Below are 12,511 nucleotides of genomic sequence, written 5' to 3' on the forward strand. Positions count from 1 at the left end.
TAAACACGTTTTTTACTAATTGATGTATTCGCTATCATTTTAATTACTACCGATAACCAAAGGAGATTCTATATGACGACCAACCAAACGAAATATCCGTTTCAAGATACAGCACTAGAGTTAGACACCCGGGTGAAGGACCTTGTATCCCGCTTGACTGAAGATGAAAAAATTGAATCCATGCTGCAATATCAGCCAGCAGTAGATCGCTTGGGTGTACCTGCATACAAACACGGAACAGAAGCGGCCCACGGCTTGGCATGGCTTGGAGAAGCAACATCTTTCCCACAACCAGTGGGGCTTGCATGCACGTGGGATGCGGATCTGATGAAGGAGATTGGTTCCGTTCTCGGAGACGAGGCACGTGTATTTTATAAACGCAATCCGGCAGTGAACGGTCTTACGCTGTGGGCACCTACAGTGGATATGGAACGTGACCCGCGCTGGGGACGGAATGAAGAGGCGTATGGTGAAGATCCGGAACTGACAGCAGAGCTGACGACAGCATTGGTCAAAGGAATTCAGGGCGACCATCCGAAGTATTACAAAGCGGTCGCTACCTTGAAGCATTTCCTTGCGAATAATAATGAAGTGGATCGCGGAAGCGGTTCGTCCAGCATTGATCCTCGCAACATGCGTGAATATTATCTGAAAGCGTTCGAGAAGCCATTTAAGGAAGGCGGCGCACAGTCCATGATGACGGCGTACAACTCCATTAATGGTACGCCAGCGTTGTTGCATCCTTTTGTGAACGAGATTGTCAAAGGTGAATGGGGCATGGATGGTTTCGTTGTCAGTGATGCAGGCGATGTAATGGGTATTAAGAACGATCATAAATACTATGATTCCCACACACCAGGTACGGTAGAGTCTGTTAAAGCCGGAATTGATAGCATCACCGATGATGCCGATCTGTCCAAACAGGCACTGCGTGAAGGATTGGAACAAGGTACACTCACGATGGATGACATCGACAAGGCGTTGTTCAATACGTTCCGTGTGCGTTTCCGCCTGGGTGAGTTTGATCCGGAAGAAGGCAACCCGTACGCTGCTATTGGTGAAGAGTCCATGATGACGGAGAAAGCAAAAGAACTCTCCCTCAGAGCCGCGAGAGAACAAGTGGTATTGCTCAAAAACGACAAAGGCACGCTCCCGCTGGACAAAACAAAAGCAGGTAAAGTGGCTGTGATTGGTCAATTGGGTGGAACCGTCTATCGTGACTGGTATGCAGGCACCATGCCGTATAACGTATCCCCACTTGAGGCGATCCGTGGCAAAGTAGGCAGCGACAAAGTGGCGTTCAAGGATGGTAATGATCGTATTACGTTAACTTCCGTAGCCAATGGGAAAAAAATTGGACTGGCAGATGGTGAAAAATCACCTGTTATTGCTTCCGGAGAAGCGGAGACATTTATGGTGTCCGATTGGGGCTTCGGAAGTTATACCTTGCAGGCTGAAAGCAACGGCAAATATCTGACGACAGATGAAGAGACCGTAACGGCTTCCGCTGATGAAGTGTACGGCTGGTTCGTGAAGGAAGTATTCCACCTGTTGCCACAAGAGGACGGAAGTGTAGGTCTTACCACATGGAATGGCAAAACGGTGACTGCACCTAATGGTGGAAACGATGCATTCGCAGTGTCCGAAGAACTGAAGTCTTTCGGTGCTACAGAGACATTCAAGCAGGATGTGATTGTGAATGGACTTGAGGAAGCAGTAGCAGCTGCCAAGGCTGCGGAAACGGCGATTGTCTTTGTCGGTAATAATCCGCTTGTAAATGGTAAAGAAGAAATTGACCGTCCAAGTCTGGATCTCGCCGAATCGCAGCAACGTCTGGTTGAGGCGGTCTATGCCGCGAACCCGAACACGGTAGTTGTCATCGTGGGTAGTTATCCGTTCACATCGAATTGGGTTCAGGAGAACATCCCGGCGGTATTGTACACTTCACACGCAGGACAGGAACTGGGTAACGCCGTGGCTGACGTATTGTATGGCGACTATGCGCCAGCAGGCCGTTTGAACATGACATGGGTACAATCGGCAGATCAACTGACCGACATCAAAGATTACGATATTATTCAATCCGGTCGCACGTATCAATATTTTGAAGGCAATGTACTGTATCCGTTTGGACATGGTCTAACGTATGCAACGTTTAAATACAGCAATTTGGAACTTAGCCCAACTCAAGTGGGTACAGAGGGCAACGTTACGGTAACTGTGGATGTGACTAATACCGGTTCAGTGGCTAGCGACGAGGTTGTACAGTTGTATGTTCGTGCAGGCAAATCCCGAGTGAAACGTCCACTCAAAACGTTAAAAGGATTCCGTCGTCTTCATATCGAAGCCGGAGCTACAGTGAAAGTCAGCTTCACCTTGCCTGTTCAGGAACTGGCAATCTGGGATGTAACTCGTGATCGGTATGTCGTGGAAAACGGAACATACTCCATCATGGTTGCCAAGTCATCCTCCGATGTTCAGCTGGTTGCAGACCTGACGGTAGAAGGAGAGACGATCCCTGCTCGTAATCTGGGCGTAGCTACCCGTGCTGAGAATTATGATGCTTACCTGGGTGTTGACCTGGATGAGAGCAAAGAGGGCGGAAGTGCTGTCCGCGTAATTGGAGAGCAAGGATGGATTGCCTTTAAGGATGCGGATCTGGGTAGTGGGGCAGCAGCAATTGAAGCTCGTGTATCCGCAGAACAAGCAGGTGCTGTGTTGGAAGTGCGACTCGGTTCACCGGAGGGTACGCTCGCAGGACGTGTGGAACTTGCGCAAGGCGAAGCCCAGCAGTGGTCTACCGTTAAGGCAGAACTCACGGGTGCATCAGGTGCACAGGATGTATACATTGTGCTGTCCGCAGGCGTACGCATCAGCCACTTCGAGATTCGCTAAGTTGAATAGCTAATGAAAAAGCCTCCGAATGTATTCGGAGGCTTAGTTTGTTGTTTAATGACCATTAAACGTATTTTTATTTTCCGTCAAACGAAATCATTTTTTGTACAAATTGCTTCAATTGCTTGTTGGTTTCATTTAACTGCTCAATCGTGCTCATAAAATTGTTTACGAGTTCAGCCTGCTCTTGGGAGCTTGCGGTGATCTCACCAAGTTCATTCTCCATGCCCTGAATGGACTGGCGAACTGACAGAAGAGAATCTTCGATGCGGGCCGTCGCTTCCTTGGTATCCACAGACAGTTTGCGAATTTCTTTGGCGACAACGCCGAAACCTGCACCGGCTTCACCTACACGAGCAGCTTCAATAGCTGCATTCAAGCCGAGCAGATTGGTTTGTTCAGAGATTTCACGAATGAAGCTGGCGACTTGAGTGACATTGCCTGATTTCTGTACAGCTTGTTTGGAGTTGTTCCGGATCTCTTCGGTTGTGGCACTGAGCTCCTCGGAGTGTGCGGCTACATGTTGTACACTGTCAATTAACTGGTTGGTCAGATTTTCGGTAGCATCCATGAGCTGTTGCAGCTGATCCTGGTCATCCATACTGTAGAGCAGATTAAACAGGGCGATGACTTCACCTTGTTCATTTTTAATGGGAATAAATGCTACGTCAAAAGGAACACCGAATATATCCTTGGAGTAGTGATCGAATCGTTTGACTGTACCGCCGTTCAGATCTGCAAAATTTCGATTTACATCCAACAAAGGATCTCCGGGTTGATACTTCAGTTGCTTTAGCGATTCACCTGCTGAAAAATACAGGAATTTCTCGTGATCAATAACGGATAGGGTCACATCCTGACGGATGGTGTCTCGAAAGAAAGGCATACATGTAATTAATGCTTGAACAATATCCATATAAAAGGTTAATCCTCCCTGGCTACCTTATGTAAACGGTTAAATTTTAAATGCTAAATTACTAACTACCTATATAATATATCGTCATGCAATAGAGAAGAAAGTAGAGAGAATGATAAAACTTATTTCTTTAAAGAAGACCGCTATACGCTAACAAGGCACGAGTCCACTGGGGACCCGTGCCTTGTTAGTTGGTGAGGGGAATAAAACCAATGTTTACAGCATACTGAGCTGCATTGTAACGATGGTTCGAGTGGCTAGTGTTGCACTGACATCAATCAAACGCTGATTCCGACTGCCGCGGAAGGGCAGGGAGACATCACGTTCTGCTTCAACATATCGCCCATCGATAATAACGTCGCACAACCGGGCGAGCTCCGCTCTCACAGGGTCGGTGACCAGCTCTTCATATTCGAATCCTGTGTAGGCCCATACCGTCATATCAGGACGTGCAGCCCGAAGCTGCTGGACCCAGGACGTACATTCTGCTGCCGAGAAAAAGGGATCACCACCACACAACGTAACGCCATCCAGCAACGGATGGTTCGTCACTTCATACAGAATCTGCTGCTGCCGCTCCTCTGTAAAGGGTTCACCCGCTCGAAAGCTCCACGAATCCGGACTGAAGCAGCCCGGACAGGCGTGACGGCATCCGCTGATGAACAACACGGCACGCAGGCCTGTCCCTTCATTCACCGATTCCGGGATGTATCCATACAGATTCACCGGTGCTTCACCCGATCCCGTACTTCGGCTTGTTTCGCAGCATTGAAGCGTACTTTGTAATCTCCGGTCAGATAGCCGGTTACGCGGCGTAACCGCTGGAAGTGCACATGGTCCTCATGGACTTCACAACCTGGGCATACATCCCCGATGACCCCTTCATAACCACATGCAGGGCAGCGATCAATCGGATGGTTAATGGAGAAATAACCGATATCCTGTGCCAGTGCATACTGTACGATCCGCAGAAAAGCTGCGGTGTTGGCTCGAACGTTTCCATCAAGCTCCACATAGGAGATTGCACCCGCATTACATAACGTGTGGAACGGAGCCTCCAGCTCAATCTTCCGATAAGCTGGAAGCGTGTGATAGACCGGAATATGGAATGAATTCGTATAATACTCCCGATCATTAACTCCAGGAATGATGCCATAGCGCGCTCTGTCGATCTTCGTGAATTTGCCGGACAATCCCTCAGCCGGTGTGGCAAACAGGGTAATATTCAGGTTATGCTGCTCGCTCATCCGGTCACAGAACTCTCTCATGGTTCGAATAATGTTCAGCGCTTCCCGATGCACATGAGGGTCCTGCCCGTGATGGCGCCCATAGAGAGCTGTCATACATTCAGCGAGACCGATGAAACCAAGGGATAACGTACCGTGTTTCAGCAGATTGGCAACAGGCTCATTTGGAGCGAGCTGTTCGCCACCTTCCCATACACCTTCCCGCATCATGAAGTCCGATGCCTTGGCAGGCTGCACGGTCTGGATGCGGTAGCGGTGCAACAGACCGTCAGCAGCATTATGCATCACGGATTCGAGGGCGGTGTAGAAACCTGCCCGATCGGCAACGGCCCTACTGCCCTGGCAGATGCCATACCGGATGCCGAGCTTGACCAGGTTAATGGTATTGAATGACAGATTCCCCTTACCACTCTGACGATTGCGCCCAAAACGGTCAGCCAGTGTACGTGTGCGGCATCCCATGGTTGCGATGATTGTATCCGGATCTTCCGGATGATAGAAGGGCAGGTTGAAGGAGGCATCCACATTGACAAAGTTGGGATACATCCGCCGGGATGAACAGGTGACTGCGAGACGGAATAAGTCATAGTTCGGCTCGCCTTGAGCTTGATTAATCCCCTGTTTGCATTGGAAAATATGTTGGGGGAACACAGGTGTCTCCCCGTTGCCCAGACCACGGATCGTCGCTTCCAGCAATGAGCGTGATACTAACCGACCTTCCGCTGATGTGCATAATCCATAGTTCAGTGAAGTGAAAGGAATCTGTCCACCTGCCCGACTGCTCATCGTATTCAGGTTATGAATCAGCGATTCAGCAGCTTGTCCTGTCTCCAATTCAGTCTCTTCATAGGCGAAGGCATATGCCCGCGGACATTGATTCTTCGCTTCGATGCTGTCCAGATGAAGCTGTTCATCCTCAAGCAGGACATTCTCACCAAAGAGGCGTTGCCCTTTGCGGTAATGTTTGCGGAACGATCGCTGTACATAAGGCGCCAGATCCCAATCAATCTTATTAGCTGATACACCGCCATATTGACTGTTCTGCTGGGATTGGAAGATGATCGCAACCAGAGCCATGGCAGACATGATCGTCTGAGGTGTGCGAACCGATCCGTTGCCTGTGTTGAAGCCTGCAGCGAGGAGACGGTCAAACGGGATAAAGATACAGTTGGTCGTTCCGAGTGCATACTGATCCAGATCGTGTACATACAGATCCCCGTTCTCCACAGCTTGAGCAAGCTCTTCCGGCAATACATGACGCAGAGCATGCCACTTGGCGGTCTCCGAACCGAGCCTGCTCATCTTGCCGCTGAAGGAGTCTCCGTTCAGATTGGCATTTTCCCTCAGCGTATCGGCGTCTTCTGCGCCAATAATTCGTCGTCCCAGGTCGGATAATAGATCGGATGCCGGTGGAGTGGCATACTCAAGCATGTTCATGTAAGGTTCCTCCTAAAATGATTTCGGATATCATTCAATTTCCACATAACACTATATGTAGATTCGTATTATCCATTTATAAACTATATGTGGTTTTTTGGGTGTGATAATGATCACATAGCTCATTTGGCAATATGGACTTTCCTTTAATTGCTGCGGATAAAGGTTCCCAAAGTCTGAGCGGAAGCGTATAATTTCTAGTTATTCTGCAAGTATAATATCCGAAGTCGGACAAGATGGGTTTTGATCAATACGAAAAGGAGCTTTGACATGACTTTTCGGTTATTAAGCCATCCGTTTAAGACCTGCTTTTGTCCAAAAATGGGCTATGGGCAGGGAGTATGATTCTCTTATACTTCTACGGTGTTAATCATATAAGTATAGATTGTGACAGCTATTCGGATTTTTGATGACCCCTGTACGTGATTAAACATTCTGATATACAGATTTGAAAGTGCAGCTAAGATAAGAGGGGTGAATCATGGGGACGGCAGAAGGCATTACGAGAGGCTTCTATGAAGATATAAAGGAAGCTGCGGCCCATATCGTAGACGTATTAAGTGGTATATTGAAGGTCAATACCATCTTCGTTGCCACGAATGACGGGGTAACGAATGTCATTTTGGAGGCCTTTAACCGTACGGAAGAGTTAATCGTTAAAGGTAGTGTACTTTCATTTAACGAATCATATTGCAGTCTGGTATTAAGAGACAAGGGCAGTGTTCTTACCATCCAGAATACATGTGAACATCCGATGACACGATCTATGGATGTCACGAGTGGGCTCGGGAATCGTTTCTTCGTGGGGGTGCCCATTATGCGAAGATCCGGCGAAACATTCGGTACTATTTGTCTGATGGATAATCCTGATTACGTGATCAGCGAAACCGACATGAAGACACTGAATGCGATGGCTGTGTTCCTGGGTTATGTTGTCGATCTAGAGAGCACGCTGCATGTACAGGAACGGAAGCTGAGTGATTCGGAACAAATGCAAGAGCAGCTCCAGGCAGAGAAGGAACGAGCCGAATCGGAGGCCATGACCAAAGCGCAGATGCTAAAGCTGATGAGTCACGAGATTCGCAATCCGTTGAACGGCATCCTTGGACTGACGGATCTGATGCGTACTCCGGATATGTCTGAGGAGCAGTCGGAATATGTGAATATGATTGAGACGAGCGGCAATATCCTGCTCTCCTTGCTTAATAATATGATGAATTTCAATATTAATGAGGCAGGTAAAACCGTTATACATGATGATCCGTTCGATCTGGTCGGCACCATTGAGAATACCGTCTATCTCTATGCCGGGATTGCAGCAGGCAAGAACATTGAGTTGGGATTAAATCTCGAACTGAATGTGTCGCAAGTGTTCGTTGGTGATGAAGTCAAGATTGGTCAGCTGCTTGCACATGTTATTCAGTATGCTATGGATTCAACGCGTGAAGGGTCGGTTCTGATCACGGCAGTGGTGAACGGAGAAGAGACTGAGGAGACCGGTACACTTGTGCTCAAGGTGAAGTACACGGGCCAGATGTCATCGGATATCCAAAAACTGATCGGAAGCAATCTGGGTCTGGCGGTAAGTCAGAATCTTGCCATTCTCATGCATGGCCGTATTCAGGTGGATCGTATGATGGAGAATGAGACGGAATTTCAGATTAGCCTTCCATTACGCAGGTACTGGGAGTTGCCACAGCTGGCAAGTGTTCAGCAGCGGTTAAAAGGCAGAAAGGTATTGCTTGCCAAAGACCCTGATATTCTGCAAGGCGTTTCTTCCCTGATGCGCAGATGGGAGATGGATGTGCATATGACCTCCGGTTCGACCGTAGCGCATGATTGGATCAAGGAAGGCTTCAAGCCGGATGTGGCCGTTGTGGATATGGGATTACGGGAAGGTGGCGCAGTCGATTTTGTACATGAACTGAAACAGCGGCTGGAGAATCTGCCCGTCGTTGCTCTGGTTCCCTATGGTATGCATATTGCCCTGCATGAAGCCGAAACCTTTGATGCTGTTCTAACGAAGCCGGTCAGACAGGCGGATCTGTTGAATGCATTAAGTATTACGCTGCCTTAATTGTGCAGACAGACGAATATAAATTTCTTAATTTGGCGCACCTGTTATAGGTGCGCTTCTTTTGAATTTTCCATTTTCTGAGCCAAAGCCCTTTTATTCCGAGCTGGTTACGTTACAATAGAATGTGAACTTCATCTTTATAACCAATAGAGGAGGATATGCAATCAATGGATTATCGCAGATTAGGTGGAAGCGGACTGAAAGTAAGCGAGATCAGCCTGGGAAGCTGGCTGACGTACGGAGGGTATGTGGAACGTGAAAATGCGGTGAAATCAATTGAAACTGCATTCGATGAAGGTATTAACTTTTTTGATACAGCCAATGTATACGAACGGGGTGCAGCGGAAGAACTGCTGGGGCAGACGCTCAAAGCATACTCCCGTGACTCCTATGTGCTTGCAACCAAAGTATTTGGCAAAATGGGTGATGGTCCGAATGACCAGGGCCTGTCTCGCAAACATATCAAGGAGCAATGTGAAGCCAGCTTGAAGCGCTTAGGCGTTGAATATGTGGATATCTATTATTGCCATCGTTATCATACCGAAACACCGATTGAAGAAACACTTCGTGCGCTCGATGATCTGGTGCGTCAGGGCAAAGTGTTGTATGTTGGCGTCAGCCAGTGGACTGCGGCTCAGATGGAAGCTGCGTTGGGTACAGCAGATCGTCTGCTCCTGGATCATATCGTGGTCAATCAGCCGGTGTACAACATGTTTGACCGATATATCGAAAATGAGATTATTCCGCTGGGTGAACGTAAAGGCATCGGACAAGTTGTATACTCTCCGCTTGCTCAAGGTCTATTGACCGGGAAATATACGTCCGTTTCCGATATTCCGGAGAACAGCCGTGCTGCCAAGCTGGGCTGGGACGAAGGAAAAATCAATGCGGATCGCATCGGGAAAGTTCGTCAACTGATTGAAGTGGCGGACAAGCTGGATCTGAAGGTTGGCCAACTGGCCCTGGCCTGGATTCTGCGCCAGAACAATGTGTCCAGTGCACTTGTAGGGGCGAGTCGTCCCGAGCAGGTAAAAGAGAATGCGGCTGCATCTGGCGTGAAGCTGGATGCTTCCATTATCGAGGAGATTGAGGGCATTCTTGCGTAATCTTCTTTCAGCAAACAAGCTCGGATGATATGTAATCATCCATAAGCAAAGGGATGTCCTGTACGCCTGAATGGCGAACGAGACATCCCTTTTTGTGAAGTGGAACATAGTAGGTGATAACAGACTTTAAAGCGTAAGAGGCAGAGAACGAAGTGGTAAGGCACACACGCGATTACGTCCTGTGTTCTTGGCTTCATATAATGCACGGTCTGCCTGCTCGAAGAAGTCGTTATCATCATGATCATCACAATGATCCGGATACACAGCTACACCAATGGAAATGGTCAGACGTATCGTGTGCCCGTCAGGAAGGGCAAATTGATATCTCTCTACCCCTTGGCGAATCGATTCAGCGATAGCCATGGCCTGTCGATGTCCACAGTCGAGCAAGAGAATGGCGAATTCTTCACCACCGTTTCGTGATACGATATCGGTGGAACGCGCATGTTCAACGAGCAGTTGGCCGAGTTGCTTCAGAACGGCATCACCGGCAGAATGGCCGAATGTGTCATTTACTTTTTTGAATCGGTCAATATCGATGGCCAGCAAGGACAGCTTTTGTTGGTAATCCCGCGCATGCTGAAGCTCCGATTGAAGTGATTTTTCGAACTGTCGCCGATTGCTCAGATTGGTAAGGTGGTCGGTAGATGCTCTTCTTTCCAAAAGAAATAACATTTCATTGGATTTATTAATGAATTCTGCGATGAAATAGATAAAGATCCCACCGACAAAGGAAATGGTCATCTGTAACGGATATACCTTCATTAATGAATTCATGCTGTCCGTGTTCAGCATAAGGATGATAAAGATCAACGTTATGCCCAGCAGATTCATCGTAATAATTTTGGTCAATCTGGACCAGGAAGCATAGGCGAAATATACACCGGACAGTCCGATCAGCGTCATGACAAATCCTGCATCAATAGCAGAGGAAGATATGCCAAACATCAGAATACGAAGGATCGAGATAACGAGTCCCGTAATGACCGAAGCCAGTCCTCCCAGATATACCGCTGCGGTGACGATGGCCAAATGCCGTAGATCTACAATTGTACTTTCGTTCAGAGGGAAGGAATAGTTCATGAGTACTGTGCCATATATGCCGAATAATAAGCCGCCGATCAACTGAACACGTAATGAGGGAAAAGGCAATCGGATACTATAGAACTTGGCGATGATTCCGGACACGTACATAAACGTAATCATGACACAGATATTAATGAAAAAAGTGCTAAACAACCGACATTCCCCCTTTTTACGCACATCCCTATATTTTATCTGAAAAATGATGCTGTAGCGAACCATATTATCCCAAATTCTTGAGGGGATTGCTGGGAAAGGCATTTTTAATTCCATATCCTGCTTATTGGCATGAATGTTGACTTCATTATACAATGAGATTTATACTTAATCTAAATCAAAATTCATTCCTTCTTTTATGGGGAAACTATCGTAAGTAAGTAGAAGATCAGCGTCTGATTTCATATAAAATGGATCAATAATAAAGGAGAAATGGTTGTGAGAACTTTAAATCTGACGATACAACGGCAAGCGGTGTATGATGTGGTGCGCCATTCGGAGGATCACCCGACAGCTGCTGATGTCATGAATCGACTCGTGGAACAAGGATATAATCTGGCCTATGGTACGGTATATAATTCTCTTCGTTATCTGACGGACAAAGAATTGATCAGGGAGCTTAAGCTTGGGGAGACAGCAAGCCGGTACGATGCCCGCATGGATGATCATCAGCACATTATGTGTGAAGTGTGCGGCAAAGTGGACGAGGTGATGACGGAGGTTCCTCCACAATGGATGAAACAGGTAGCTGAAGAAACCGGATATGCAATCGACCATGCTCATGTGGTCTTTGGAGGTGTCTGCGGGGAATGCAGAAACAAACGGATCAAGTAAAAATAAAGCTGTCTGGCCGTCGTTTACCTCTGCGGGTTAAACCAGCCTTGTCCGATTCAGCACCTCTTGTGGACAATTGTCCTGTTACACGCCGTGTTATTCTAATCAGCCCGATGCCGGGGCAAGTACATGAACTGGTAAAGGCCTTGACGGATAGCTGCTTCGATGTGCTGGTCTTTCACCGCTGGGAACCGGATCTGCATGAACGTCTTGTCTTCGACCTGTTGATCTATGATCTGTCTGTTGCAGGAACCATCGATGCATTCGCTGGGATCAGCAGCCGATTGAACCGGGAGGCGGAACATACCACGCCTTGTCTGTATCTGGTCGGTGAGAAGATGATCGGCAGCGCGAGTGGACCGATGCTTCAGGAGGAATTACTGGTGTGGCCTGCACGCCCGCAGGAAGCTCTGTACCGGGTGCAGCGTATGATTGGCAACAGTCCTGCTCTGCCCAAACGTGGATTTTTGCCTGAGGAAGGGCAGCGCATCGGATTTAAGGATCTGTGGCTCGATCGTGAACGAATGAGTGTGCAGCGCGATAATAACCGAATTCACTTGACCAAGACCGAATATGATCTGTTGCTCAAGCTGATCGATGCCAAAGGTGCAGTCATTTCCCGTGAGGAAATGCTCAGTGATATCTGGGAGACGGACTTTACCGGTGGAAGTAATGTGGTCGATGTTCATATTAAAAGCTTGCGCAAAAAATTGGGCGATAACGCGTCTTCGCCGCAATATATCGTAACAGTAAGAGGAGTGGGCTACCGCCTGGCGGATTAGTCCGCTTTTTTTTTTTGCTCAAATTTAATCTTTCACTTCATGATTTTTCGGGTACTAACTAATAGATAGGCAGATCAAAATCATTCCCTTAGAAACATTAATCATGCTTCATTCATGAAGTGTGCAAGAACCTCATC

At 47.7% G+C, this 12,511-nt stretch carries 9 protein-coding genes and 1 pseudogene; 6 read left to right on the forward strand and 4 right to left on the reverse strand.

From position 1 onward, the window contains the following. Positions 1-72: 72 nt before the first annotated feature. Positions 73-2,895, forward strand: coding sequence for a glycoside hydrolase family 3 C-terminal domain-containing protein (locus PAHA3_RS22250; RefSeq protein ID WP_062836844.1), 2,823 nt, complete (start codon positions 73-75; stop codon positions 2,893-2,895). Positions 2,896-2,971: 76 nt separating this feature from the next. Here PAHA3_RS22250 and PAHA3_RS22255 read toward each other — a convergent pair whose 3' ends face one another. The 3 genes from PAHA3_RS22255 to PAHA3_RS22265 form a co-directional block, all read right to left on the reverse strand. Then, entirely contained in the window at positions 2,972-3,811 is an 840-nt protein-coding gene (locus PAHA3_RS22255; RefSeq protein WP_062836845.1) for a methyl-accepting chemotaxis protein, read from the reverse strand. Between the two features lie 216 nt (positions 3,812-4,027). Beyond that, positions 4,028-4,537, reverse strand: coding sequence for an anaerobic ribonucleoside-triphosphate reductase activating protein (gene nrdG / locus PAHA3_RS22260; protein WP_062836846.1), 510 nt, complete (start codon positions 4,535-4,537; stop codon positions 4,028-4,030). Then, complete coding sequence (locus PAHA3_RS22265) at positions 4,534-6,495, reverse strand: anaerobic ribonucleoside triphosphate reductase (RefSeq protein WP_062836847.1); 1,962 nt, start codon at positions 6,493-6,495, stop codon at positions 4,534-4,536. Before PAHA3_RS22265 ends, nrdG begins: the two co-directional genes overlap by 4 nt. A 481-nt stretch (positions 6,496-6,976) precedes the next feature. On the opposite strand from PAHA3_RS22265, the pseudogene PAHA3_RS31245 reads away from it, so the two are divergent. The 3 genes and pseudogenes from PAHA3_RS31245 to PAHA3_RS22275 form a co-directional block, all read left to right on the forward strand. Further along, positions 6,977-7,411: pseudogene (locus tag PAHA3_RS31245) on the forward strand (GAF domain-containing protein); the annotation flags it as partial. 150 nt (positions 7,412-7,561) lie between these two features. Beyond that, entirely contained in the window at positions 7,562-8,572 is a 1,011-nt protein-coding gene (locus PAHA3_RS31250; RefSeq protein WP_371327955.1) for an ATP-binding response regulator, read from the forward strand. Positions 8,573-8,739: 167 nt separating this feature from the next. Continuing rightward, entirely contained in the window at positions 8,740-9,678 is a 939-nt protein-coding gene (locus PAHA3_RS22275) for an aldo/keto reductase family protein (RefSeq protein WP_062836849.1), read from the forward strand. Between the two features lie 126 nt (positions 9,679-9,804). On the opposite strand, the gene PAHA3_RS22280 is transcribed toward PAHA3_RS22275, so the two are convergent. Beyond that, entirely contained in the window at positions 9,805-10,917 is a 1,113-nt protein-coding gene (locus tag PAHA3_RS22280) for a GGDEF domain-containing protein (protein WP_062836850.1), read from the reverse strand. 279 nt (positions 10,918-11,196) lie between these two features. Here PAHA3_RS22280 and PAHA3_RS22285 point away from each other — a divergent pair, with 279 nt between their 5' ends. After that, positions 11,197-11,592 (forward strand): Fur family transcriptional regulator, encoded by a 396-nt coding sequence (locus PAHA3_RS22285; RefSeq protein ID WP_036612807.1) that lies wholly within the window; start codon positions 11,197-11,199, stop codon positions 11,590-11,592. Beyond that, positions 11,568-12,374: a winged helix-turn-helix transcriptional regulator gene (locus PAHA3_RS22290; protein ID WP_062836851.1), complete on the forward strand. Its 807-nt coding sequence runs from the start codon at positions 11,568-11,570 to the stop codon at positions 12,372-12,374. Before PAHA3_RS22285 ends, PAHA3_RS22290 begins: the two co-directional genes overlap by 25 nt. Positions 12,375-12,511: the final 137 nt, after the last annotated feature.

The organism is Paenibacillus amylolyticus (assembly GCF_001570725.1).
GTDB lineage: Bacteria > Bacillota > Bacilli > Paenibacillales > Paenibacillaceae > Paenibacillus > Paenibacillus amylolyticus_A.

Coding starts and splice junctions, on each gene's coding strand:
- PAHA3_RS22290 (WP_062836851.1), top strand. CDS start 11,568: ATGCAGAAACAAACGGATCAAGTAAAAATAAAGCTGTCTGGCCGTCGT.
- PAHA3_RS22250 (WP_062836844.1), top strand. CDS start 73: ATGACGACCAACCAAACGAAATATCCGTTTCAAGATACAGCACTAGAG.
- PAHA3_RS22275 (WP_062836849.1), top strand. CDS start 8,740: ATGGATTATCGCAGATTAGGTGGAAGCGGACTGAAAGTAAGCGAGATC.
- PAHA3_RS22265 (WP_062836847.1), bottom strand. CDS start 6,495: ATGAACATGCTTGAGTATGCCACTCCACCGGCATCCGATCTATTATCC.
- PAHA3_RS22255 (WP_062836845.1), bottom strand. CDS start 3,811: ATGGATATTGTTCAAGCATTAATTACATGTATGCCTTTCTTTCGAGAC.
- PAHA3_RS31250 (WP_371327955.1), top strand. CDS start 7,562: ATGAGTCACGAGATTCGCAATCCGTTGAACGGCATCCTTGGACTGACG.